26 protein-coding genes are annotated in these 23,783 nt (G+C 66.5%); 14 read left to right on the top strand and 12 right to left on the bottom strand.

Features of this window, described 5'->3' with window-relative positions:
* Positions 1-3: 3 nt before the first annotated feature.
* From ACFOMH_RS04520 to ACFOMH_RS04505, 4 genes are all read right to left on the bottom strand, one after another.
* Positions 4-1,317: an MFS transporter gene (locus tag ACFOMH_RS04520; protein WP_377742897.1), complete on the bottom strand. Its 1,314-nt coding sequence runs from the start codon at positions 1,315-1,317 to the stop codon at positions 4-6.
* Between the two features lie 183 nt (positions 1,318-1,500).
* Positions 1,501-2,745, bottom strand: coding sequence for a hypothetical protein (locus tag ACFOMH_RS04515; RefSeq protein ID WP_377742896.1), 1,245 nt, complete (start codon positions 2,743-2,745; stop codon positions 1,501-1,503).
* On the bottom strand, positions 2,742-3,791 hold the full coding sequence (locus tag ACFOMH_RS04510) for a hypothetical protein (protein ID WP_377742894.1): 1,050 nt from the start codon (positions 3,789-3,791) through the stop codon (positions 2,742-2,744). Before ACFOMH_RS04510 ends, ACFOMH_RS04515 begins: the two co-directional genes overlap by 4 nt.
* 1 nt (position 3,792) lies before the next feature.
* Positions 3,793-4,212, bottom strand: coding sequence for a hypothetical protein (locus ACFOMH_RS04505; RefSeq protein ID WP_374425509.1), 420 nt, complete (start codon positions 4,210-4,212; stop codon positions 3,793-3,795).
* A gap of 355 nt (positions 4,213-4,567) precedes the next feature.
* Between ACFOMH_RS04505 and ACFOMH_RS04500 the strand changes: the two genes are divergently transcribed.
* Positions 4,568-5,974 (top strand): hypothetical protein, encoded by a 1,407-nt coding sequence (locus ACFOMH_RS04500; RefSeq protein WP_377742892.1) that lies wholly within the window; start codon positions 4,568-4,570, stop codon positions 5,972-5,974.
* On the opposite strand, the gene ACFOMH_RS04495 is transcribed toward ACFOMH_RS04500, so the two are convergent.
* A complete protein-coding gene (locus ACFOMH_RS04495; protein WP_377742891.1) occupies positions 5,975-8,218 on the bottom strand; it encodes a heavy metal translocating P-type ATPase in 2,244 nt (747 codons plus the stop codon).
* Positions 8,219-8,309: 91 nt separating this feature from the next.
* Here ACFOMH_RS04495 and ACFOMH_RS04490 point away from each other — a divergent pair, with 91 nt between their 5' ends.
* Positions 8,310-8,738 carry a MerR family transcriptional regulator gene (locus tag ACFOMH_RS04490; protein ID WP_377742889.1) on the top strand — a complete coding sequence of 143 codons (429 nt, stop codon included), beginning with the start codon at positions 8,310-8,312 and terminating at the stop codon, positions 8,736-8,738.
* Here the strand turns inward: ACFOMH_RS04490 and queF are convergent.
* From queF to queC, 4 genes are read right to left on the bottom strand one after another with little or no spacing between them, the layout of a single operon-like run.
* A complete protein-coding gene (gene queF / locus ACFOMH_RS04485) occupies positions 8,735-9,199 on the bottom strand; it encodes a preQ(1) synthase (protein ID WP_377742887.1) in 465 nt (154 codons plus the stop codon). The genes ACFOMH_RS04490 and queF overlap by 4 nt on opposite strands.
* Positions 9,200-9,209: 10 nt before the next feature.
* Positions 9,210-9,920: a 7-carboxy-7-deazaguanine synthase QueE gene (gene queE, locus ACFOMH_RS04480; protein ID WP_377742885.1), complete on the bottom strand. Its 711-nt coding sequence runs from the start codon at positions 9,918-9,920 to the stop codon at positions 9,210-9,212.
* A complete protein-coding gene (queD, locus tag ACFOMH_RS04475; RefSeq protein WP_377742883.1) occupies positions 9,917-10,270 on the bottom strand; it encodes a 6-carboxytetrahydropterin synthase QueD in 354 nt (117 codons plus the stop codon). Before queD ends, queE begins: the two co-directional genes overlap by 4 nt.
* A complete protein-coding gene (gene queC, locus ACFOMH_RS04470; RefSeq protein WP_377742880.1) occupies positions 10,270-10,968 on the bottom strand; it encodes a 7-cyano-7-deazaguanine synthase QueC in 699 nt (232 codons plus the stop codon). The genes queD and queC overlap by 1 nt, the downstream gene beginning before the upstream one ends.
* Positions 10,969-11,151: 183 nt before the next feature.
* Here queC and phnC point away from each other — a divergent pair, with 183 nt between their 5' ends.
* The 4 genes from phnC to phnE (ACFOMH_RS04450) all read left to right on the top strand — a co-directional run bounded on the left by phnC (position 11,152) and on the right by phnE (ACFOMH_RS04450) (position 15,162).
* Complete coding sequence (gene phnC / locus ACFOMH_RS04465; RefSeq protein WP_374425501.1) at positions 11,152-11,982, top strand: phosphonate ABC transporter ATP-binding protein; 831 nt, start codon at positions 11,152-11,154, stop codon at positions 11,980-11,982.
* Positions 11,983-12,002: 20 nt separating this feature from the next.
* A complete protein-coding gene (phnD, locus tag ACFOMH_RS04460) occupies positions 12,003-12,917 on the top strand; it encodes a phosphonate ABC transporter substrate-binding protein (RefSeq protein ID WP_374425500.1) in 915 nt (304 codons plus the stop codon).
* Positions 12,918-12,979: 62 nt separating this feature from the next.
* A complete protein-coding gene (phnE, locus tag ACFOMH_RS04455) occupies positions 12,980-13,852 on the top strand; it encodes a phosphonate ABC transporter, permease protein PhnE (RefSeq protein WP_377742878.1) in 873 nt (290 codons plus the stop codon).
* A complete protein-coding gene (gene phnE, locus ACFOMH_RS04450) occupies positions 13,852-15,162 on the top strand; it encodes a phosphonate ABC transporter, permease protein PhnE (protein ID WP_377742877.1) in 1,311 nt (436 codons plus the stop codon). Before phnE (ACFOMH_RS04455) ends, phnE (ACFOMH_RS04450) begins: the two co-directional genes overlap by 1 nt.
* A 55-nt stretch (positions 15,163-15,217) precedes the next feature.
* Here the strand turns inward: phnE (ACFOMH_RS04450) and phnF are convergent, their stop codons facing one another.
* The gene (phnF, locus tag ACFOMH_RS04445; protein ID WP_377742875.1) at positions 15,218-15,937 is read right to left on the bottom strand and encodes a phosphonate metabolism transcriptional regulator PhnF; all 720 of its coding nucleotides are present in this window, start codon (positions 15,935-15,937) and stop codon (positions 15,218-15,220) included.
* Positions 15,938-16,027: 90 nt separating this feature from the next.
* On the opposite strand from phnF, the gene phnG reads away from it, so the two are divergent.
* From phnG to ACFOMH_RS04430, 3 genes are read left to right on the top strand one after another with little or no spacing between them, the layout of a single operon-like run.
* A complete protein-coding gene (gene phnG, locus ACFOMH_RS04440; protein ID WP_377742873.1) occupies positions 16,028-16,468 on the top strand; it encodes a phosphonate C-P lyase system protein PhnG in 441 nt (146 codons plus the stop codon).
* The gene (gene phnH / locus ACFOMH_RS04435) at positions 16,465-17,034 is read left to right on the top strand and encodes a phosphonate C-P lyase system protein PhnH (protein WP_377742871.1); all 570 of its coding nucleotides are present in this window, start codon (positions 16,465-16,467) and stop codon (positions 17,032-17,034) included. Before phnG ends, phnH begins: the two co-directional genes overlap by 4 nt.
* Positions 17,034-18,119 (top strand): carbon-phosphorus lyase complex subunit PhnI, encoded by a 1,086-nt coding sequence (locus ACFOMH_RS04430; protein WP_377742869.1) that lies wholly within the window; start codon positions 17,034-17,036, stop codon positions 18,117-18,119. The genes phnH and ACFOMH_RS04430 overlap by 1 nt, the downstream gene beginning before the upstream one ends.
* Positions 18,120-18,124: 5 nt before the next feature.
* On the opposite strand, the gene ACFOMH_RS04425 is transcribed toward ACFOMH_RS04430, so the two are convergent.
* Entirely contained in the window at positions 18,125-18,355 is a 231-nt protein-coding gene (locus ACFOMH_RS04425; protein WP_377742867.1) for a hypothetical protein, read from the bottom strand.
* Between the two features lie 11 nt (positions 18,356-18,366).
* On the opposite strand from ACFOMH_RS04425, the gene ACFOMH_RS04420 reads away from it, so the two are divergent.
* The 5 genes from ACFOMH_RS04420 to ACFOMH_RS04400 are packed head-to-tail and all read left to right on the top strand — an operon-like array spanning position 18,367 to position 22,370.
* Complete coding sequence (locus ACFOMH_RS04420) at positions 18,367-19,206, top strand: alpha-D-ribose 1-methylphosphonate 5-phosphate C-P-lyase PhnJ (protein WP_377742865.1); 840 nt, start codon at positions 18,367-18,369, stop codon at positions 19,204-19,206.
* Positions 19,207-19,244: 38 nt separating this feature from the next.
* Positions 19,245-20,033 carry a phosphonate C-P lyase system protein PhnK gene (gene phnK / locus ACFOMH_RS04415; protein WP_377742864.1) on the top strand — a complete coding sequence of 263 codons (789 nt, stop codon included), beginning with the start codon at positions 19,245-19,247 and terminating at the stop codon, positions 20,031-20,033.
* Between the two features lie 2 nt (positions 20,034-20,035).
* Entirely contained in the window at positions 20,036-20,722 is a 687-nt protein-coding gene (gene phnL, locus ACFOMH_RS04410) for a phosphonate C-P lyase system protein PhnL (protein ID WP_377742925.1), read from the top strand.
* Positions 20,719-21,243 (top strand): phosphonate metabolism protein/1,5-bisphosphokinase (PRPP-forming) PhnN, encoded by a 525-nt coding sequence (locus tag ACFOMH_RS04405; protein WP_377742863.1) that lies wholly within the window; start codon positions 20,719-20,721, stop codon positions 21,241-21,243. Before phnL ends, ACFOMH_RS04405 begins: the two co-directional genes overlap by 4 nt.
* Positions 21,240-22,370 carry an alpha-D-ribose 1-methylphosphonate 5-triphosphate diphosphatase gene (locus tag ACFOMH_RS04400; RefSeq protein ID WP_374425489.1) on the top strand — a complete coding sequence of 377 codons (1,131 nt, stop codon included), beginning with the start codon at positions 21,240-21,242 and terminating at the stop codon, positions 22,368-22,370. The genes ACFOMH_RS04405 and ACFOMH_RS04400 overlap by 4 nt, the downstream gene beginning before the upstream one ends.
* Positions 22,371-22,439: 69 nt before the next feature.
* Here the strand turns inward: ACFOMH_RS04400 and gltX are convergent, their stop codons facing one another.
* Positions 22,440-23,765, bottom strand: coding sequence for a glutamate--tRNA ligase (gene gltX / locus ACFOMH_RS04395; RefSeq protein WP_377742861.1), 1,326 nt, complete (start codon positions 23,763-23,765; stop codon positions 22,440-22,442).
* Positions 23,766-23,783 lie beyond the last annotated feature (18 nt).

The following is a 23,783-nucleotide window of genomic DNA, read 5'->3' as shown; positions in this document are numbered from 1 at the left end:
ATCCTAAGCGATCGAGCGGTTTCGCGTCTCGGTCGGGATGAAGAGCGTGGCAATGGCGGCCAGCAACAGCAGCGCCGCGAAGACCCCGATGGCAAGGCCGAACCCCCGCGCCACCACCAGCCCCAGAAGCGAGGGCGCAAGCAAGCCGCCCACCCGCGCCACCGCGCTTGCCGTCCCCATGCCGGTGCCGCGCAGGCCGGTCGGATAAAGCTCTGGCGTAAAGGCATAAAGCGCGCCCCAAGTGCCCAAAAGCGCAAAGCTCATCAGCAAAAGCGAGGCGGCGACCAGCCAGGGGCTGGCGGCGATGGTGAACAGCACACAGCCCGCCGCACTCAGCAACAAAAACAGCTGCAAGGTCGGCTTGCGCCCCCAGCTTTCGACCCCATGCGCAGCCAGCGCATAGCCCGGCACCTGTGCCAGCGCCAGCAGCACCAGAAAGCCATAGCCGCGCACAAAGCCGAAGCCGCCCTTGACCAGCTCGGACGGCAGCCAGACGAACACCCCGTAATAGGACAGCGACACCAGAAACCATGCCGCAAAGATGCCGATGCTGCGGCGGCGCAGTTCGGGACCAAAGAGCCCCTGCCCCGCCCCCTCGGCCGGGGGCGCGATCAGCCGCACATCATCCGCCAGCGCCCGGCCACCATTGGCCATCAGCACCTTATTGAGCACCGCACGCGCCGCCGGCTCATCGCCCTTGCGCAACAGATACATGGGCGATTCCGGCACCCAAAGCCGCAGCCAGATGCCGATCAGCGCCGGAAAGGCCGCCACCGCAAAGATCCAGCGCCAAGGCTCGGCCGCGCCCGCCAGATGCGCAATCCATGCGGTCAGCGCGATGACCAGCGTGCCGACGGCCCAGAACCCTTCGAGCCAGACCAGCCAGCGGCCGCGATTGCGCGGCGGCAGGAATTCGGCCATCATCGCATAATCGACCGGCAAGGTGCCCCCCACCGCCATCCCGGTCAGAAAACGCAGCATCAGCAGCGTCCAAAAATCCGGCGCAAAGACCGAGGCCAGCCCGAAAACCGCGTCGCAGGCCACGGTCAAAAGCAGCACCTTGCGCCGCCCGACCCGGTCGGCGATGCGCCCGAACAGCGTCGCCCCCGCGAACATGCCCAGAAAGAACAACGTGCCGGTTTGCAGCGCCTGCGCCACGCTCAGCCCGAAACTGGCCGCGATCGAGGCGGCGGTAAAGCCGATGGCGATGACCTGCATCGCATCCGCCGCCCAGACCAGACCGAAAATGCCCAGCAGGCGACGCTGAAAGCGCCCGGCCCCGCCTTGGGTCAGCGCCTCGTCGATGGTCATGTTCATGCCTGCCTCCGCCCTGCGAATCGGCGACAGTTTCACAACGTTTTCGGGCATGTCCACGCCAAACTTGGAACGCCGCGGGCTTTTCCCCGGCAAGGCGTGGCGGATATGGCAATGCCCGGCCGGGCGATGCGCCGGCCGGGCATGATGTCGCAAAAGACCCCCGGACCGCCGGCGCCGCGCCGGTCAGGTGCCATCCTCGGGCCGGAAGATATCGCCCTGAAAGGTGCCGCGAAAACCGGGCAAGGACCGCCACAGCGTTTCCCCCGGCAGATAGCGGCTGGCCCGGCTGTGACTGCCAAAGAGCGTGGTCCGATGCGCCGACATCGTCATCCCGGCCGCATCGGCCATCGCCGCGCAATCCTGCACCTGATGGGCAAAGCGCAGCCAGCCGGCGGCCGGATTGGCCAGGGTGATGGTCACGCTGTCGCCTTGCAGATCGGGCTGGACGCCGACGATGCCGCCATCCGCCTCGAACCCGTAATGCGGACAGGTCGCGGCGCCGCCAAAGCTGTCATAAAGCCCGGCGCGGTTCAAAAGCGTCTCGCCCGGGCGCAGGTCAAAGCCCACGACAACCTGTGCGCCCGATTTCATCACCTGATAGGTGATGTTCCACGCATGACCGGCCTCGGTTTCGGCCATGGCCCATTCCGCCGTCTCGCCGATCAAGAGCTGGGCCTGACCGTTGATGTGGATATTGCGATCCTCGATCGGATAGGCGCGCTGCCATGTGGCGATGATGCCGTCGTAATCCAGCCCGATCCGGTATTGCGTCGCCGGCGTGGCATAAAGATCGCCGATGGTGTTCACGTCACCGCCATTGACCACCACGATCAGCCGCGGCCTGGCGCCGAACAGGCTTTCGGCCTGGGCAAGCGTCTGTCCATGCGCGGTGTCGAACCTCGCGCGATAATCGGCACCGGGATCGTCCTTGGCCGAAGTGCCCTGAAACAGCCAGACATAGGGACAGCTCAGCCCGATCTGCATGCTGTCGGCCAGACGCTTTGCCTCGCGCATCCAGTAAAGCTGATTGCGGCCGACGGGATTGGTGGGGTTGTTGATGTCCCATGCGTCGATCAGCTGTCCGCCGAAACCGTTATCGCCGATGATGACGCCGCGCTGCCCCTGCCCGGCATCGCGCCAGCGCGCGGCCCGCGCCATCAGCGCGGTAAAGGACGGCGCCACATCCGGCGAGGTAAACCCGGCAAGCCCCGTGGCCGGCACGTTCTGATCGATCGCGGTCGTGCCGGCGCCGTTCACGCCGATGGCGGTGCCGGCCACGGTGCGCATGCCGTCCAGAACATAGGCCTGTGCCGATTGCCCCGCCAGGATCAGGTCGGCCAGAACCGGATCGACCTTGCGGCGGTTTTCGCTTTGCCCATAAGCCGGCATGATTTCCAGTGAGGTGACGGTAGGTGCAGGGGCCGTCACACCCCCGCCCGAAAATCCGCAAAGACCTCCTCGAAGCTGACCGGCCATGCGCCGCCCTCGGGCCGGCCGAACACCGCCAGCCGGTGCAGGGTGCCGTTCAGATAGCGGCCAGAGATGACCCGCGTCAGGTCGGGATTGGTGCTGCCGATGGGCTGTTCGGAATAAGCGCCGGCAAGGTCATACATGCCCAGCATATCGGTCAGATCGTCGATACGCCCGCCGATCACGAAACGCCTGCCATAGGGGGTGGTGCCCGCGTTCATGGTGATGGTGGTGTCCTCGACCCCCTGCACCCGCAACGCGCCGCTCATGTCCAGCAGGTTGAGCCGGCTGCCCGCGCCCTGCAACAGCTGCCCGCTGGACGTGCCATAGCTGGTCAACGTGAAATCCACGACCGCGAACATCCCGTCGCCGGTCGGCTGGCCGGAAAGCACGGCGGATTGCATGTAAATGCCATTGGCAAAGGTAAAGCCCGCCGGGCCATGCGTGACCGGATTGCCCGACCCCGTGGCCGTCAGCACCAGCCCCTGCCGCCCGGTCGTGGTGATGGCGGTGACATTCGTGGCGCTGCCCTGAAAGGCAGAGGCCGCGTCGATATAGACGATGGCCTGGCCATAATTGATCGGCGGCGCCTGCGGCGCGGGCTCGACGGTCAGCGAGGCGATGACGGCATCGACGATGCCGGCATTGTTCGACCAGCTGACGCTCAGCTCGTAAAGCCCGGGCCGCGACAGCTCGACGGTCAGCACCCCGGCATCCAGCTGGCTGCGGATCGAATCGCCGTTCAGCGTGATATCCCAGCTGGCCTCGGGCTGCGGCGCGCCCGTGGCGGCCCCCAAATCCAGCGAGATACTGTCCCCGATCACCGCCCCAAGCGGCAGGATGCTGGGCGCGCGGGTGATCGAGGGGGCGATGTCGGGGCCGGCCCCCTCGATCAGCGTCCCCCCTTCGGCATTCAAAAGCGGGATCATCTGGCCGGCCAGATAGACCCGCTCGACCCCCCGGAACAGATTGCTTGCGATACCGTTCTGAATCGAGACCGCCATATCAGGCCCCCTTCACCAGCACGAGATCGCTTTCGCGGCGCTGCGCTTCGGGCAGGGCCGCATATTCGGCGTAATCGGACACAAAGATCAGCCGGGCGACGCTGCCATCCTTGGCCGCCTTGAGGTTCTGGGCGCTGGTCTTTTCCAGATCGCCCAGCGTGGTCGGCAGGGCCACCGGAATGAACAGCGATTTCACCTCGAAGACCTTGGCGACATATTGGTTATAGCCCTCGATCATCCAGCTGGTGCCGGCGGTATCGCCCTCGCCATTGACGATAAGATCCATGGCCCAGGCGCCGGTCGCATCGGTCGTGGCCTCGACCTTCTGGGTGACGATGCGCACGCCATCCTCGAATACGTCCGAGCCGCTGAGCGTGGCGATGATCTTGCCCTCGGAAATCGGGGCGAGTGTGGCGTCCATCAGGACCCCCCTGACTGTGGCTTTGTTCGGCATGTCTGTTTCCCTCTGCTCATTCCGAAAGGCGCGGCCATTATCGGCGCGATTCGGCGCCGTTGCCGTTCGGCGCGATGCAACGCGCCGCGCAGCGGGGCGCGACAGGCGGCAAACCACAATCGGGGGCCGGCAATCGGGCCCCTCTAGGGGGCGATTGCGGGCGGGACCGGTTTGACATGACCGGCGCTTGCGGCAATCCTTGCCCGGGCAGGCCGCCGCGCCGCGCGAAACCCCCAAAGAGCCGCCAGATGCCGCCCCACGCCCCCCTCGCCCGATTCCGTCCGCCCCGATGCCCGTCATGGCCGCGCACGGGGGGCGACCGGTGAGTGCGCGGCCGCGACTGACGCATCTGGCCGGCCTGTTGCCGGCGGCGGTCATGCTCTGCGTGATCTGGGGCGAATATGGCGGCGATCCGCTGGCCTCGGTGCTGGCGGGGATCTTTGCGCTGGCGGCGATGGCGGTGTTCAGCATCGGCGCACGCCCGTCGCGGCTGGCATTTGTCGCCATCGGACTGGGTCTGACCGTCTGGGCCATGCTCAGCCATGACGACTGGCTGGCGGGTCTGGCGGCGGCGATCCGCAGCGGCTGTCTGATCGTGGCGCTGTTCACCGCGCTTTCGGCCATTCGCAGCGCCGCCATCACCTCGCAAGAAATCCTCGAAACCGGGCGTTTCCTCGCCCGACAGCCGCCGGGCCTGCGGTATCTGGCGCTGACGGTGGGGGGACATCTTTTCGGGCTGATCCTGCTTTATGGCTCGATCGCGCTTCTGGGATCGCTGGCCACGGAAAGCGCCGCGCGCGAACCCGATCCGGAAATCCGCCGCCACCGCACCCGCCGCATGCTGGTCGCGATTCAGCGCGGTTTCGCGGCCACGCTCTGCTGGTCGCCCCTTGGCTTTTCCATGGCGCTCAGCACCAAGCTGGTGGCGGGGGCGAACTGGAACCATGTCGTGCTGCCCTGTCTGGGCAGCGCGGCGCTTTTGTTGCTGGGAGGCTGGGCGCTCGACACGATCTTCAAGCCGCGCCTTGCCAATCCGCCGCCGCCCCGCGCGCCGGAAACCGGCAGCTGGCTCGTGCATCTGCGCCCGCTTTTGCTGCTTTTGGCGGTGGTCGGGACCGGGGTCGCGATCCTTCATGCGCTGACCGGGGTCGAGGTGGTGGGCGCGGTGATGACGCTGGTGCCGCTGACCGCCATCGCCTGGGTCTTTCTGCAACGCCTGCCCAGCGGGGCCGGCGCGCTGCGCCATACCGGCGACCGCATCGCGGGCTTTGTGCTGCGCGAATTGCCCGGCTATCGGGGCGAGATCCTGCTCTTGTTCATGGCCGCCTTTATCGGCAGCCTCGGCGCGTTCCTGCTGGTGCCGCTGATGGCGCGGCTGGGGGTGGATTTCTCGGCGGTGCCGCCTTTGGCGATCCTGATCGCGCTGATCTGGATCATCCCCCTGACCGGACAGCTGGGGATGAACCCGATCCTGTCGGTATCATTGCTGATCCCGCTTTTGCCGACGCCGCAGGCGATGGGCATCAGCCCCACCGTGCTGATCGCCGCGATCACCGGCGGCTGGGCGCTTAGCGGCGTGACCTCGCCCTTTACCGCCTCGGTGCTGCTGGCAGGATCCCTGGGCAAGGTCCCCCCGCGCGAGGCCGGGCTGATCTGGAACGGGCCCTATGCGGCGGTGATGGGGGTCGTGCTCTCGGTCTGGGTGCTGCTGCTCGCCTGGCTTTTGTGATCACACCCGGTCGGGATCGAACCGCAAAAGCCGCAGCGCGTTTAGCGTCACCAGCACCGTCGCCCCGGTATCGGCCAGAATCGCGATCCAAAGCCCGGTGATCCCCAGAACCGAGGTCACCAGAAACACCCCCTTGAGCCCCAGCGCGATGGCGACGTTCTGGCGGATATTGCCCATGGTCGCACGCGCCAGCCGGATCAGGCCGGGCACATCGGCAACCCGGTCGCGCAGGATCGCCGCATCGGCGGTTTCAAGCGCCACATCGGTCCCCGACCCCATCGCCACGCCCACGCCCGCCTGTTTCAGCGCCGGCGCGTCATTGATGCCGTCGCCGATCATCATCACCCCGCCCTGCGCCGACAGGTCGCGGATCGCGACCAGCTTGTCCTCGGGCAGCATCTCGGCCCGGAACTCCATCCCCAGCCCCCCGGCAATGGCGGCGGCGGTGCGGGCATTGTCCCCGGTCAGCATCACCGGCACCAGATCCATCGCGCGCAGCTGCCGCATGGCTTCGGCCGTATCGGCGCGCGGCTCGTCGCGCATCGCGATCAGCCCGTGCGGCGCCCCCTCGCGCCAGACGACCACGACGGTCTTGCCCTCGGCCTCCAGCGCCTCGGCGCGGGCCTGATGCCCCGGCGCCATGCCGCCATTCCCGGCCGCATGCCGGGGCGAGGCGACCCAGGCAAGGCTTTCGCCCACCATCGCCTCGACCCCGCGCCCGGCCAGCGCCCGCGCCCCCTGCGCCAAAGGCGGCGCGATCCCCGCATCCCGCGCCCGGTTCAGGATCGCCAGCGCCAGCGGGTGGCTCGACCCCTGTTCGACCCCGGCGGCCAGCGCGATCAGCTGCGCCTCGCTGACGCCATCGGCGGTCAACAGATCGGTGACGACGGGCTTGCCAAGGGTCAGCGTGCCGGTCTTGTCGAACGCGACATGGCGCAGGCCCGCCGCCGCCTCGATCACCGCGCCGCCCTTCATCAACAGGCCACGCCGCGCCCCCGCCGACAGCGCCGAGGCAATCGAGGCCGGCACCGAAATCACCAGCGCGCAGGGACAGCCGATCAGCAACAGCGCCAGCCCGCGATAAATCCACGTCCCCCAATCGCCGCCAAAGGCCAGCGGCGGCACCACGATGACCAGCGCCGCCAGCGCGACGATGGCCGGCATATACCAGCGGCTGAATCGGTCGATAAAACGCTCGGTCGGCGCGCGGGCCTCTTCGGCCTCTTCGACCAGTCGGATAATGCGGGCGATGGTGTTGTCAGAGGGTTCCCGTGTCACGCTTACGCGCAGCGCCGCCTCGGTATTGATGGCGCCGGCGAAGACCGTGTCGCCCGGCCCGCGCGTCTGCGGCATGCTTTCGCCGGTCACCGGGCTTTCATCGACACCCGAGACGCCTTCGACGACCTCGCCATCGGCGGGAATGCGGTCGCCGGGCCGCACCAGAACCGTCTGAGCAATGCGCAGATTTTCCGCCGGAATTTCACGGGTTGCGCCACCTTCTTCAAGCAGGGCGGTCTTGGGCACCAGATTGGCGAGCGCGCGGATGCCGTCGCGCGCACGACCCGCCGCGACCCCCTCAAGCACCTCGCCCACGGCAAACAGAAAGACCACCAGCGCCGCCTCTTGCGCCGCGCCGATCATCAGCGCGCCAATAGCGGCAATGGTCATCAGGCTTTCGATGGTAAAGGGCTGGCCCATGCGCAGCGCGGCCCAGGCGCGCCGGGCCACCGGCATGACCCCGATCAGACAGGCGGCGACAAAAGCGTAATAGCCGATGCGACTTGCGGTCAGAATCTCGACCACCCAGGCCAGCGCCAGCATCGCACCGGTCAACAGCACCAGCCGCCCCTTGCCCGTCTGATACCAGCTTTTGCCGCGATCGGCGGGATCGTCATGGCTGTGGCTGTGGCCGCCGTGATCATGGCCGTCATCGCCATGGGCGTCGTGATCATGCGCATCACGATCATGCCCATCGCAGTTATGCCCGTCATGATCATGCGCGGCATCCGCCGTCGCGGGCGCCGCCGCCTCCCGCGCAGTGATGCCATAGCCCAGCTGGCGCACCGTGCCCTCAATCTGATCGGGGGTGGTGCCGCGGCCATCCAGTTGCAGGCTCAGCCGTTCGGTCATCAAGGCCACGCGCACCTCGCTGACACCGGGCAGGCGCTCGACCGCGCGCGTCACCTTGACCGAACAGGATGCGCAATCCATGCCGGTGATCTTCCATTCGTGACGTGCCTGCATGGCCTTCCCCTTCGCCGTCCATCGCCGGGCCTTGTGCCCCAGCGAATCGGAACCTAAGTGCTCTAGCAACTAGAGGTTCAAGAGGTTTTTCATGCTGACCATCGGAAAACTCAGCCGCGCCACCGGGGTCAAGGTCCCGACCATCCGCTATTACGAACAGATCGGCCTGATGCCCGCCCCCATCCGCAGCGCCGGCAATCAGCGCCATTACGACCGCGCCGCGCAGGACCGGCTGGGCTTTATCCGCCATGCCCGCGACCTTGGCTTCCCGCTTGAGGCGATCCGCGAATTGCTGGGCCTGAGCGACGATCCGCAAGGGGCCTGCGCCGTGGCCGACGACATCGCCCGCCGTCAGCTGGCGGCGGTCGAGGCCCACATCGCCCGCCTGACCCTGCTGCGCGACGAATTCAAGCGCATGCTGGCCCACCCCAGCGGCAGCGCCGCCGATTGCCGGGTGATCCAGGTCCTGGGCGATCACGCGCTATGCGGCCACGATCACGCCCGCGACGACATCGCCTAGCCCCGCCCGCGATAGGGCGGAACCCCCTGATCGGGGATCCAGACGGCGTCGGGCATCGGCCCGGTCTGCCAGAAGACGTCGATCGGGATGCCGCCGCGCGGATACCAATAGCCGCCGATGCGCAGCCATTGGGGCGCCAGAAAATCCGCCAGCCGCCGGCCGATGCTGACGGTGCAATCCTCGTGAAAGGCGCCGTGATTGCGGAACGATCCCAGATACAGCTTCAGCGACTTGCTTTCGACCAGCCAGTCGCCCGGCACATAGTCGATGACCAGATGCGCGAAATCGGGCTGGCCCGTCATCGGGCAAAGCGAGGTGAATTCCGGCGCGGTAAAGCGCACGTTATAGGCGGTGTCGGCCTGCGGGTTTCGAACCCGCTCCAGCTCGGCCGCCTCGGGGCTTTCGGGCAGGCGGGTGGCCCCGCCCAGCTGTTTCAGCCCGCCATAGATATTCTCGGTCATGATGTTCCTTTCAGACCCCGCGCTTGTTGCCCCAGATCAGCACATGCAGCTGTGGCAGCACGCGGGGCGCGAACCAGCCGTCGCCGGTGACCTTTTCGACCAGCCAGTGCAGCCGGTCGATACAGGCCTGCAAATCGACCGGCGTATCGGGATCGGTTTCGGGATTTCCCGGTTGCAGATAAAGCGGCAGCGCCGGATAGCGCGCCGCCGCGGCCTTGGCCCAGTCGTAATCCAGATCGTCAAAGATCACGATTTTCATCACCATCTGCGGCCCGGTGCCCGCCGCCGCCAGACAGGCGTCAAAGGCGGTCCAGTCCACCGTCTCGCCGCTGGAGGGCGGCTTGGGGCTAAGGACCAGCATATCCAGATCAGCGAACCATTTCCGCGCCACCGACCCCTGGGTTTCGCAGGCAAAGCGATAGCCTTCGGTCCAGCCGCGCGCGATCACCTGTCCGAAATCCTGAATCGCCGGATTGCCGCCCGAAATCGAAACCGTCAGCGGCCGCCCCCCCGTCAGCTCGCGCACCCGCGCCCAGATCTGATCGGGCGTCATCACCGCCCAGTCGCCGCGATGGACGCTGTCCACCGCATGCGGGCTGTCGCACCACGAACAGCGGTAATCGCAGCCGCCGGCGCGGATGAATACGGTGGGTTCACCGATCAGCGCGCCCTCGCCCTGAATGGTCGGGCCGAATATCTCGGCAATGCGCAGCCCGGTCATGGCCGGTACTCCGCCCAGGTCTTGGGCGTTTCCGACACCTTGACCGCCGACACTTCGGGCCAGCGGGCGCGGCACCAGTCAAAGAAATGCCGGGCCATGTTTTCGGCGGTCGAGGGCATTTCCAGCACATCGTTCAGATGCCGGTGGTCGAATGCCGTGTCGATATAGGTCTTGAGCGCCGCAAGCTCGTGATAGTCGCGCACAAAGCCATCGCCGTTCAGCGCCGGGGCCGCCAGCTCGACCACGACGATATAGTTGTGCCCATGCAGCCGCGCGCATTGGTGATCCGCCGGCAGATGCCCCAATTGATGCGAGGCCGAGAAATGGAATTCCTTGCTGATCCGGTACATCAGGCACGCGCCTTTTCGACCGCGCCGATCCAGAAATCCGCATCCTCGTAATCGGTCGGATCGGGAATGCCGGCCAGGTGGAACGCCTCGCGCCGCTCGACGCAGGTGCCGCAGCGTCCGCAGTGACGCGCGCCACCCTTGTAACAGGACCATGTTTCGGCGAATGGCGTGGCGACCCGCGCCCCCTCGGTCACGATATCGGCCTTGCTTCGATGCACGAACGGGGTCAACAGCGCCACCTCGGCATAGCCGTCCAGCGCGGCGCGCTGCATGCGGTCAAAGGCCTCGGTGAATGCGGGGCGGCAATCGGGATAGATGAAGTGATCGCCGCCATGAACGGCGGTCGCGACCGTCCCGGCCCCGGTCGCCGCCGCGATCCCGTAAGCAATGCTCAGCATGATGGCGTTGCGATTGGGCACGACGGTGATCTTCATCGTGTCCTCGGCGTAATGGCCGTCAGGCACGTCGATATCGTCGGTCAGGGCGGAACCGCTGAGCGCCGCGCCGATGCCACGCATGTCGATGACCCGATGCGGCACGCCCAGCCTGTGTGCACAGGCCGCCGCAAAATCCAGTTCCTTGCGGTGGCGCTGGCCATAGTCAAAGGACACAAGGCCGGCAAGTTCGCCGCGCGCGGCGATGATATGGGCAAGCGAAACGGAATCCAGCCCGCCCGAGCAGATGACAAGAGTTCGCAATGTATCAGTCCTTGTTTTGTTAACCGGGTAGGCTGCGACCGGTGACATCGCTGATAAAAGTCCCGCTCCCGGAATGCAACCGGGCTTGGGGCGCGACCGAAACTTCACAAACTGTCATGGAAACTGTCGCCCGACCGTCACGATCCGCCGCCATTTCTGCGCCCGAACCAGACAGGGGCGAACATGCGCATCGAAGCGGATCAGATCACACGGATTTTCGGCACCGCCCGCGCGGTCGACGCCGCCAGCTTCGTGATCGACCGGCCCATGGTGGTGGGCATCATCGGCAGTTCGGGCGCCGGGAAATCGACCCTGTTGCGGATGATCAACCGCCTGACCGACGCAAGCGCGGGCCGCCTGATGATCGGGGGGCGCGACGTGCTGGCGCTCAACGGTCGCGCGCGCCGCGCCTGGCAGGCCGATTGCGCGATGATATTCCAGCAATTCAACCTGGTGCCGCGCCTCGACGTGGTCAGCAATGTCCTGCACGGGCTCTTGAATAAGCGCGGCGTGCTGCCGACCCTGATGAACATCTGGGCGCGCGCCGATATCGACCGCGCCATCGGCATCCTCGACCGGCTCGGCATCGCCGAACAGGCCTGCAAGCGCGCCGAGGCGCTGTCGGGCGGCCAGCAACAGCGCGTGGCCATCGCCCGCGCGCTGATGCAGGATCCGCGGATCATTCTGGCCGACGAACCCATCGCCAGCCTCGATCCGATGAACGCCCAGATCGTGATGGACACCCTGCGCCGCATCCATGACGAGGACGGCCGCACCGTCATCGCCAACCTGCACACGCTGGACACCGCGCGCCGCTATTGCGACCGCGTCATCGGCATGCGCAAGGGCCGCATCGTGTTCGACGGCTCGCCCGCGCAGCTGACGACGGGCGCGGCCCGCGATATCTATGGCGCCGGCGCGGATTTCAGCGAGGCGATGACCTCGACCGCGCTGGAACCCAGCCCCCCGATCACCCCAGACCGCGCCTATGCCGAACGGCTGATGGCCGACTGATCCAACCCCGGAGACCAACCATGACCAAGACCCTGACCCTGCTGGCGCTTTCGACGGCGCTGGCCCTGCCGCAACTGGCCGCCGCGCAGGACATCACGGAATTCCGCATCGGCGTTCTGGGCGGCGAAAACGCCCAGGAACGCATGACCAACAATGAATGCCTGCGCAAGCAGACCGAGGAATTGCTGGGCGTTCCCGTCCGCCTTTTCACCCCCGCCGATTATGACGGCGTCATTCAGGGCCTTCTGGGCGGCACGCTGGATGCGGCGATCCTGGGCGCCTCGGGCTATGCCAAGGCCTATCTGACCGATCCCGAGGCGGTCGAGCCGGTGCTGGTCAAGACCAATCTGGACGGCTCTTCGACCTATTATTCGGTCGGCTTCGCGCGCAAGGATCGCAATGTCAAATCGCTCGACGACCTCAAGGGCAAAGTGCTGGGCTTTGGCGATCCGAATTCGACCTCGGGCTATCTGATCCCGGCGGTGGAAATGCCGGCCGCCGGCTATTCGATGGAACCGGGCCAGTTCTTTGGCGAGATCAAGTTCACCGGCGGCCATGAACAGACCATCGTCGCGGTGCAGAACGGCGATATCGATGCCGGCGTGACCTGGGCCGATGGGCTTGGCAACTGGGAAGACGGCTATAATTCCGGCGCGCTGCGCAAGGCCGTCGATGCCGGCATCGTTGACATGAACGACATGGTGGAAATCTGGCGCTCGAAGCCGATCGCCGAGGGACCGCTGGTCGTGCGCAAGGCCCTGCCCGCCGAGGTCAAGGCCAAGTTCACCAAGATGATGCAGGACATGATCAACACCGACAAGGAATGCACCTATGGCGTCGCAGGCGGGGAAACCGCCGGCTTCATGCCGGTGGCGCATGAAAATTACCTCAGCATCATCGAGGCCCGCAAGCTCGAGGAAGCCAAGGGCAGCTGATCGCCAGAACACCAGGCGGCGCGGGCCTGATCGCCCGCGCCTTTTTTCATGCCGAGGCCAGAATGACCGCATCCGCCGACCGGATTTCCGCCGCCTATCAGGCCCAGCTTGCACGCCGCCGCAGCTATGGCACTGTTCTTTGGGCCATTTTCATCGCGCTGATGGTGGCGGGCTTTGGCATGGCCGACGCGCGCAATGCCGGCGGCTTCTGGCAGGGACTGCCCGCCATCGCGGACTATCCCGCCCAGCTGATCGCCGAGGCCTGGGCCAAGGCGGCAAACCTGCCCGGCCATATGTGGCGCGCCCTTCCCGCGCTGGTCGAGACGTTGAACATCGCCGCTGCATCGACCCTGATCGGCGCGCTTGGCGGCGGCATCATGGCGTTGCTGGCAACGCCCGGGCTTGCCCCATGGCCGCGCATGGTGCCGGTCTTTCGCCGGCTTCTGGACATCTGCCGGGCGATCCCGGAACTGGTGATCGCGCTGGTGCTGATCTTTGTGCTGGGCGGCGGGCCGGTGCCGGCGGTCATCGCCATCGCCTTTCACACCACCGGCGCGTTGGGAAAGCTGTTTTCCGAAGTGGCCGAGAACGCCAGCCTGAAACCCGTCGAGGGGCTGGAATCGGTCGGCGCCGGCTGGCTACAGCGGGTCTGGTTCGGCATCCTGCCGCAGGTGGCGCCGAACTGGGCCAGCTATGCGATGCTGCGCTTTGAAATCAACATCCGCGCCAGCGCCATCCTTGGCTTTGTCGGCGCGGGCGGCATCGGCTATGAGCTGCGCAATGCCATCAGCTGGGGTCAGGGCCGCTATGACGCCGCCGCCGCGATCTTTATCCTGCTTTTCGCCACCATCGTCCTTTTCGACCAGCTGACATCCGTCGCGCGCCAGCGGCTGGTGCGCGGACAGGAACAGGGCGAAGCCGGAGGACGGATCTGATGGCACTGGCCGACATCACCCTTGAAACCAATAGAACTATTGCGCGCAGAAAACTGTTTTCGCTTGGTATTCCCGCGCTGATCCTGGTTTATCTTAGCTATGTGGCCTTTGCCTTCGACGTGGCGGGGCTGGCCGGGCGGGCAAGGCTCGACAATGGCGCGCTGCTTTTGCAGGACTTCTGGTCCTACAAGATCCACGTCACCCGCGACAATCGCAACAGCGCCGTGACCAGCGCGGTCGAGGGTATGCGCAACGCCACATTCACCCGCGAAAACCGCCCGGACTGGATCGCCGAGGATGCCGGCACGACGCGGATCGCCCTGCCGCGCGGCCATGCCGTCAGCTTCCTGCCCGACGGGCTGGTGATCCTGACCACGCCCAAGGCGCGTTACGACATCCGCCCCACCCCCGACGGGATCAAGACCGACATCCCCGTGCCGCCGCCCGGCTTCAGCATCTCGGACAGCCGGTTCAGCGCCGATCTGCCCGAGGGCGCGCGCCTGACCGTGACCCGCGCCCGGTCCGAGGTCTTTCGCCGCCAATTCGGGTGGGAGCTGTTCTTTTTCGACCTCTCCAGCCCCTTCCACGGCAAATCCCTGCCACAGCTGATCGGGCTTGCCTTCAGCGGCGAGCGGCTGGATCCGGCGCGGCCCAATATCTCGGCCATGGCGCATGATTTCTGGACCAACAGCATCTGGCACCATGGCGACACCGCCTGGGCGATGTTCGAAACCGTGCTGATGGCGTTTCTGGGGACCTTCGGCGCGGGGCTGATTTCGATCCCGCTGGCCTTTATGGCGGCGACGAATTTCACGCCCCTGCGCGTCGTGCGCCAGGTGTTCCGGCGCTTTTTCGACTTTCTGCGCGGGGTGGACGCGCTGATCTGGACGATCATGCTGTCGCGCGCGTTCGGGCCGGGGCCGTTGACCGGCAGCCTTGCCATCCTGCTGACCGAGACCGGAACCTTTGGCAAGCTTTTCTCTGAGGCGCTCGAAAACATTGACGAAAAGCCGGTCGAGGGGCTGCGCTCTACCGGCGCGGGGGCGCTTGCGCGCATCCGCTGGGCGGTGATCCCGCAGGTCGCGCCGGTGATCATGTCGCAGCTGCTTTACTATTTCGAATCCAACACCCGCAGCGCGACGGTGATCGGCGCCATCACCGGCGGCGGCATCGGGCTTTTGCTGATGCAGGCCATGCAGACCCAAAAGGACTGGGAACATGTCGCATGGTATATCGTGCTGATCGTGATGATGGTCATGCTGATGGATTGGGTCTCGGGGCGGATCCGCGCACGGCTGATCCGTGGCTGATCCATGGCGGACGCCGCCAGGGCCGCCGAAATGGCGGCCCCCGGCGTCCCACCCGTCACGTCACCGGATCGGCCTCATCCAGATGCGGCAGGGTCAGCGTCACCCGCTCGGCCGCCCACCATGTCAGGGCGCGTTCGATCATCCGCCCCTGCCAACGGCTCAGCCCCTCGGTCCGCAACAGCGCGTCGCCCGGCTCGATCTGCAACTTGCCGGCCTGGACCGCATCGGCGATCCGGGCCGAAATCCGCGTCGAAAGCCGGCGGTAATCATCGACTCCACAGGCCGCCAGCGCCCGCGTCACCGAATCCTCACGCCGCAGCGCCGCCGGCAGATCGGGCAACAAATCGGCCGGATAGGTCGACCGAAACAACGCCACCGGCTTGAAATCGACCAGCGACACCCCCTCGGCCACATGCACCATGGCGCCCGGCGAAAGCCCAAGCGCCATGGCCTCGGCATCCCCGGCCGGCCGGGTCATGATCGCGTCGATGGTCCGCCCCGGCACCTTTCCCGACAGCTCGATATTGCGATGAAAGCGCACGCGTTCGCTCAGCGGGTAATCGACCGGGTTCGCGGCGACAAAGACGCCCGCGCCACGCCGGGAATACAACAACCCCTCATCGGCCAGCACCCGCGTCGCATGCCGCACCGTGTGACGGTTCACGCCAAAGCGCGCCGCCAGCTCGGCCTCGGGCGGCAGTCGCGTTCCCGATGGCCATTTGCCGCCGGCAATCTCTCCGCGCAGTTGATCCGCTATGCTTTGCCAAAGGCTCATGTGTCACCGAAATTTCATGTTTTGCCGGATTGTGCCCCGGCCGGTTTCGTTCTACAACAAGTCTAGTTGTATAGACAACCGGTGAAATACATGACCGAGACCACATCCCCACCCGACCGGCGCGCGGCGCTTGGGCTATTGGCCCGCAGCCCGGCCGCCCGTCTGAATGCCCTTTTGCCGGACCTGCCCGCGCATGAGGTTCTGCGCAGCCCCGAGATCGGCACCGTCATGGTGCGCGGGCGCGCGGGCGGCACCGGAAACGCCTTCAATCTGGGGGAAATGACGGTGACACGGGCCAGCGTGCGGCTAAGCAGCGGCGAGGTCGGGCATGGCTATGTTCAGGGCCGCGACCGGGGGCACGCGCTGCGCGCCGCGCTGGTCGATGCGATGGGCCAGGCCGATCCCGCCCGCGCCGACGCGATCCTTGCGCCGCTGCGCGCCGACGAGGCCCGCCGCCGCGCCGCCATCGCCGCCGAGGCCGCCGCCACCCGCGTCGATTTCTTCACCCTTGTCCGAGGAGAGGACGAATGAACGCCCCCCTGGCCCGGCTTTCGGGCGGCTTCGCCCATCCCGCCCATGACAGCGCGCGCGGGTTCCGCGCCATCCTGAACGCGATGGCCCGCCCCGGCACCTCATACGGCATTGCCGGCGCACAGGGGCCGGCGCCGATCTCGGCGGCGGCGGCGACGGCACTGCTGGTGCTTTGCGACCGCACGACGCCGCTTTATCTGGCGCCGTCCCATGACGTGGCGGCGCTGCGCGACTGGATCGCCTTTCATTGTGCCGCACCGCTGGTCGCGGCCGGGGATGCGGCCTTCGCGCTTGGCGACTGGGCCGCGTTGCAGCCCGTGGACCGCTTTGCCATCGGCACCGCGGAATATCCCGACCGCGCCGCCACGCTGATCGTCGATCATCACGATTTCGATGCCCCTGCGCAGGTTCTGCGCGGCCCCGGCATCCGGGATCAGGCCCGGCTTGCACTGCCGGATGCGGATGTCTTTGCCGCCAACCATGCCCGTTTCCCGCTGGGCTGGGACACCATTTTCACCGCAGGCGACCGTATCGCGGCCCTGCCCCGTTCGACCGAGGTGGGCTGATGTATGTTGCCGTCAAAGGGGGTGAGCGCGCGATCGACGCCGCCCATGACTGGCTGGACCGCGCGCATCGCGGTCCAAAGGATCAACCGGCGCTCGACACCGCCCAGATCCGCGATCAGATGGGACTGGCCGTCGCCCGCGTCATGGCCGAGGGTTCGCTTTACGACCCCGATCTGGCCGCGCTTGCGATCAAACAGGCGCGCGGCGATCTGATCGAGGCGATCTTTCTGGTCCGCGCCTATCGCACCACGCTGCCCCGGCTTGGGGTTTCAAACCCGGTCGAGACGGGGGGCATGCGGGTCAGGCGCCGCATTTCGGCCACATTCAAGGACATTCCGGGCGGCCAGATCCTTGGCCCGACCTTCGACTATACCCACCGTCTGCTGGATTTCCGGCTGATGGCGGATGGCGAATTGCCCCCGACGCCCGACCTCTGCGGAAAGGATCAGCCGGCCCCCGCGCCGCATGTGCTGGATTTCCTGAACCGCGACGGGTTGATCGAAGATGCCTGCGATGACGGCGCCGAGCCGCCGGACCTGACGCGCGAGCCGATGGAACTGCCTGCCGAACGCGCGCTGCGGCTTCAGGGGCTGGCGCGGGGCGATGAGGGTTTCCTGCTGGGGCTGGCCTATTCCACGCAGCGCGGCTATGCGCGCAACCACGCCTTTGTGGGCGAGCTGCGCATCGGCACTGTTCCCGTCGAAATGGAGATCCCCGAGCTGGGCTTTGCCATCGAGATCGGCGAGATCGACCTGACCGAATGCGAGACGGTGAACCAGTTCAAGGGCAGCCGGCTTGAGCCCGCGCAATTCACCCGAGGCTATGGCCTGACCTTTGGCCAGACCGAGCGCAAGACCCTTGCCATGGCGCTTGTCGACCGCGCGCTGCGCTGGGAGGAGCTGGGCGAAGAGGATCAGGGCGCACCCGCGCAGGATGCCGAATTCGTGCTGTCGCATTGCGACAATATTCAGGCGACCGGATTTCTGGAGCATATCAAGCTGCCCCATTACGTCGATTTCCAGGCCGAGCTTGAACTGGTCCGCAGGTTGCGCTCGGGCGCGCTGGAACAGGTGGCCGCCGAATGACAGTTTCAGTCGCCGCCCCCGCCCCCTCCATCACCTCCACCGCAATCGCCGCCGCCGGAATCGGAATGGCAGCTGCCGGAATCGCCGGAACCGCCCGAACTGCCGGCGTCACTGGCGACGATGCCCGAGCCGCTGTCGTGCCGGGAAACACGGCTGGCGCGATTGGACATCACCGCCAATCGCCAAAGCACCACCGCCAGGATCAGCAATATCACCACGATCTTGGTATTCATCATGCAGGTTTCCCATGACTGACCAGAGCTATAACTTTGCATATCTCGACGAGGACACCAAGCGGATGATCCGCCGCGCGATCCTTAAGGGGATCGCGGTGCCGGGCTATCAGGTGCCCTTTGCCAGCCGCGAAATGCCCATGCCCTATGGCTGGGGGACCGGCGGCGTGCAGGTGACGGCGGCGACGCTGGTGCCCGATGATGTGCTCAAGGTGATCGATCAGGGCGCCGACGATACCACCAATGCCGTCAGCATCCGCAAGTTCTTTCAAAAGACCGCAGGCGTCGCGGTGACCGGCCGCACGCCCGAGGCGACGGTCATCCAGACCCGCCACCGCATCCCCGAGACGCCGCTGACCGGCGATCAGATCCTTGTCTATCAGGTGCCGATCCCCGAGCCGATGCGCTTTCTGGAACCGCGCGAGACCGAGACCCGGCGCATCCATGCGCTGGCCGATTACGGGCTGATGCAGGTGCGGCTTTACGAGGATATCGCCCGTCACGGCGAAATCGCCACCGCCTATGCCTATCCGGTCGAGGTGGCGGGGCGCTATGTGATGGATCCTTCGCCCATCCCGAAATTCGACAATCCAAAGCTGGACGATTGCCCGGCGATCCAGCTGTTCGGTGCCGGGCGCGAACAGCGCATCTATGCCCTGCCCCCCCATACAAGGGTGCGCAGCCTGGATTTCGAGGATCATCCTTTCGTCGCCTCGCGGGCCGAACATGCCTGTGCGATCTGTGGATCCGAGGCCAGCTATCTGGATGAGGTCATTACCGATGACGCGGGCGGGCGAATGTTTGTCTGTTCCGATACGGATTATTGCGCCCAGCGGGCGGAAGGGGGTGCATGATGGCGGGGTTGCTTGCCTCCGGCGGGGATATTTACGGCATGAAAGACGCAGAGGCGCCCCGGCCCCTGCTTTCGGTGCGGGGGATAGAAAAGCGCTATGGATCGCGGATCGGCTGTACCGGGGTCGATTTCGATCTGTGGCCCGGCGAGGTCCTGGGGATCGTGGGCGAAAGCGGTTCGGGCAAGTCGACCCTGCTGGGCTGTTTGTCGGGACAGTTGCGCCCCGATGCGGGCGAGGTGATCTTTGACACCCGCGAGCGGGGGCCGGTCGACACCCTGTCGATGTCCGAGGCCGAGCGCCGGCATCTGGGCCGCACCGACTGGGCCTTTGTGCATCAGAACCCGCGTGACGGGCTGCGGCTGGGCGTCAGCGCCGGCGGCAATGTCGGCGAGCGGTTGATGGCCGGCGGGGCGCGCCATTACGACCGCATCCGCAGCACCGCAGAGGATTGGCTGGCGCGGGTCGAGATCGACCCCGCCCGCATCGACGACCGCCCGCGACAGTTTTCGGGCGGCATGCAGCAGCGTTTGCAGATCGCGCGCAACCTTGTCAGCGGCCCCCGGCTGGCCTTCATGGACGAGCCGACCGGGGGGCTGGATGTCAGCGTTCAGGCGCGGCTTCTGGATCTGTTGCGCGGGCTGGTGCGCGATATCGGTCTTTCGGTGGTGCTGGTCACACATGATCTGGCGGTGGTGCGGCTTTTGGCCGACCGCCTGATGGTGATGAAGGGGGGCCATGTCGTCGAAAGCGGGCTGACCGATCAGGTGCTGGATGATCCGCGCCACGCCTATACGCAGCTTCTTGTTTCCTCTGTCTTGCAGGTATGACCATGATCATCGCCGAAAATGTCGCCAAGGAATTCACCCTGCACAATCAGGGCGGCACCGTCCTGCGGGTGATGGAGGGCGCGAGCCTTGCGGTCGCGCCGGGGGAATGTGTCGCGCTGACCGGGGCGTCGGGTGCGGGGAAATCCACGTTGATGCGGATGATCTGGGGCAATTACCGCACCGATGCCGGGCGCATCGTGGTGGGTGGGGTCGATGTGTCCCGCGCCGAGCCGCGCCAGATCATCGCGCTGCGCCGCGCCACGCTGGGCTATGTCAGCCAGTTCCTGCGCGTGCTGCCGCGCGTGCCGACCCTGCGCGTCGTGGCCGAGCCGCTGATGGCGCTTGGCCTGCCCGAGGCCGAGGCGACCGAGCGCGCGGGGGTGCTTTTGGCGCGGTTGCGGATCGCGGAAAGCCTGTGGGGGTTGTCGCCCACGACGTTTTCGGGCGGCGAGCAGCAGCGCGTGAACATCGCGCGCGGCTTTGTCCATCCCTATCCGGCGCTGTTGCTGGATGAGCCGACCGCAAGCCTTGATGCCGCCAATCGCGACACGGTCATGGAATTGATCGAAGAGGCCAAGGGCCGGGGCTGCGCTATTCTGGGCATCTTTCACGACGAGGGGGCGCGGGCGCGGCTATGCGACCGGCTGGTCGATGTGACGGGCTTTCGCCCGGAAACGGTGGCGGCATGAGCCATTTCGCCATCGTCGGCCCCTCGGGCGCGGGCAAGGATACGCTGATCGCGGCGGCGCTGGCGCGACGGCCCGATCTGGGCCGGGTGCGCCGGGTCGTCACCCGCGATCCCGATGCCGGCGGCGAGGATATCGAGGCGGTGACGCCCGCCGAATTCGCCCGCATGCGTGCCGAGGGGCGGTTTCTTCTGGACTGGAACGCGCATGGGCTGAGCTATGGCCTGCGTTCGGCCGCGTTTCTGGATGGGCCAAAGCTCGTCAACCTGTCGCGGCGGGTTCTGCCGCAGGCGGTGGCGGCGCTGCCGGGGCTGCGCGTCATCCATGTCTTTGCCCGGCCCGAGGTTCTGGCCCAGCGGCTTGCCGCGCGCGGACGCGAGGATGCGGATCAGATCGCCGCCCGCATTGCCCGCGATACCGGCGCGCTGCCGGCGGGGCTGGACATCATCCATATCGACAATTCCACAACCATCGAAGCAGCGACCACGGCCTTTCTGGCCGCGCTGGAAACGGTACACATATGATTCTGGCCAATGCCGAACTGATCCTGCCCGACCGCGTGATGCGCGGCGCGGTCCATGTCGAAGACGGGCTGATCGCCCGGATCACCGAGGGCGCCGAGGTGCCGCCCGGCGCCGAGGATTGCGATGGCGCGCATCTGGCGCCGGGGCTGATCGAATTGCATACCGACAACCTGGAGCGCCATCTGCGCCCGCGCCCCGGTGTCGACTGGCCGCATTCGGCCGCGCTTTTTGCCCATGACGGCGAGCTGGCGGCGGTTGGCATCACCACCGTCTTTGACGCGCTGCGCGTGGGCACCGTCATCCGCGATCAGGCCGCCGAGCCGCGCTATGCCCGTGCGCTGGCGGATGAACTGAATGCGCTGGTCGCGGCGGGGCGGATGCGGATCAGCCATCATATCCACCTGCGCGCCGAGATTTGCAGCGAGACCCTGTTGGACGAGCTCGCGGAATTCGGGGCCGAGGACCGGGTGCGGCTGGTCAGCCTGATGGATCACACCCCCGGCCAGCGCCAGTTCCGCGACCTGTCGAAACTGGCGCAATACATGCAGGGCAAGCATGGCTATAGCGATGCCGAATTCGCCGATCACACCGCCCGGCTGCGCGACATGCGCGACCGCGTCGGCCCGGCGCATGAGGCCGGGGCGGTCGCCGCCGCAAAGCGGCTGGGCGCGGTACTGGCCAGCCATGACGACACCACGGCCGAACAGGTCGCGACCAGCGCCGCGCATGGCATCCGGCTGGCCGAGTTTCCCACCACGATGGAGGCCGCGACCGCCGGCCATGCCCATGGCATCCGCAATATCATGGGCGGGCCGAACCTGATCCGTGGCGGGTCGCATTCCGGCAATGTCGCGGCCGAAGAACTGGCGCGCGAAGGGGTTCTGGACATCATTTCGTCCGATTACATCCCGTCGAGCCTGCTTCTGGGGGCCTGTCATCTGGCGCGGCTCTGGGGCGATCTGCCACGCGCCTTTGCCACCGTGACCGCGGCCCCGGCAGAGGCCACCTGCCTGTGCGATCGCGGGCGCATCGCGACCGGGCTGCGCGCCGATCTGATCCGGCTGGCCGATATCGACCGCACCGCTCGTGTCACCGGCAGCTGGGTCAAGGGCCGGCGCATCGCCTGACCCCTTGGGCGAAATGAAAAGCCCCCGCAGCATCGCGGGGGCTTTCTTGTTTCGCACCGTGGCGGCCCCTTAGCCGCGCGCGCGCACTACCTGCAAAAGCGGCATCACATCGGACATGTCCGGCCCATGCGCCTGTCCGGTCAGCGCCTTGCGCAGGGGCATGAACAGGCCCTTGCCCTTGCGGCCCGTCGCCTCTTTCACGGCATTGGTGAACTCGGCCCAGCTGGTATCGGTATAGGGCGGCGGCGGCAGCAGAGTCATCGCCTGGGCGATGAAATCGGCATCCTCGGGGTCGATCTGCGGCTCGGCGCCATTGGCAAAAATCTCCCACCAGCCGGCCAGATCGTCCAGCTTGGTGATGTTCTGCGAGGCCACACGCCAGAAACGTTCCGCCAGCGCATCGGGCACGCCAAGCGCCTTGATGCGGTCGCGCACCACCGCGAGCGGACGGGCCTGATTGGCCTCGCGGGTCAGGGGCCACAGATCCTCGGCGTCGAATTTCGTGGGCGAGGCGCCGAATTGCGACAGGTCGAACCCATCGGCCAGTTCGTCCAGCGTCATCCGCATCTCGACCGGCTGGGACGAGCCGAGCCGCGCCATCAGCGACAAAAGCGCCTCGGGGGCGACGCCGCTTTCGCGCAGGTCCTTGATCGACAGCGTGCCCAGACGCTTGGACAGTTCCTCGCCCTGCGCCCCGGTCAAGAGGCTGTGATGGGCAAAGGCCGGCGGCGTGCCGCCAAGTGCGCGAATGATCTGAATCTGGGTCGCGGTATTGGTCACATGGTCGGCGCCGCGCACGATATGCGTGACCGCCATGTCGGTGTCATCGACCGAGCTCGCGAATGTGTAAAGCACCTGTCCGTCCGCGCGGATCAGCACCGGATCCGACACGCTGGCCGCGTCGATGGAAATATCGCCAAGGATGCCATCGGGCCATTCGATGCGTTCCTGATCCAGCAGGAAGCGCCAATACCCTTCGCGCCCCTCGGCGCACAGCTTGTCCTTGTCGGCATCGGACAGGTTCAGCCCGGCGCGGTCATAGACCGGGGGCTTGCCCATGTTGAGCTGTTTCTTGCGCTTGAGGTCCAGTTCGGTCGGGGTCTCGAACACCTCGTAAAGTCGGCCGGAACCGCGCAGCTCATCGGCCGCCTGCGCATAGCGTTCTAGGCGGTCCGATTGCCGCTCGATCCGGTCCCATGACAGGCCCAGCCATTCCAGATCGCGCTGGATGCCGTCGGCATATTCCTGTTTTGAGCGCTCGCGATCGGTATCGTCCAGCCGCAGGATGAAGGTGCCGCCCGACTTGCGCGCGATCAGATAGTTCATCAACGCGGTGCGCAGGTTGCCGACATGGATATGCCCGGTGGGCGAAGGGGCGAAACGGGTGATGGTCATGGGTGATCTCCTGTCGGC

The organism is Paracoccus mangrovi, from assembly GCF_042648425.1.
Taxonomy (GTDB): Bacteria; Pseudomonadota; Alphaproteobacteria; order Rhodobacterales; family Rhodobacteraceae; genus Paracoccus; species Paracoccus mangrovi.
Note: the sequence above shows the minus strand (reverse complement) of the source record. Positions and strands in the feature narration are given on the sequence as shown.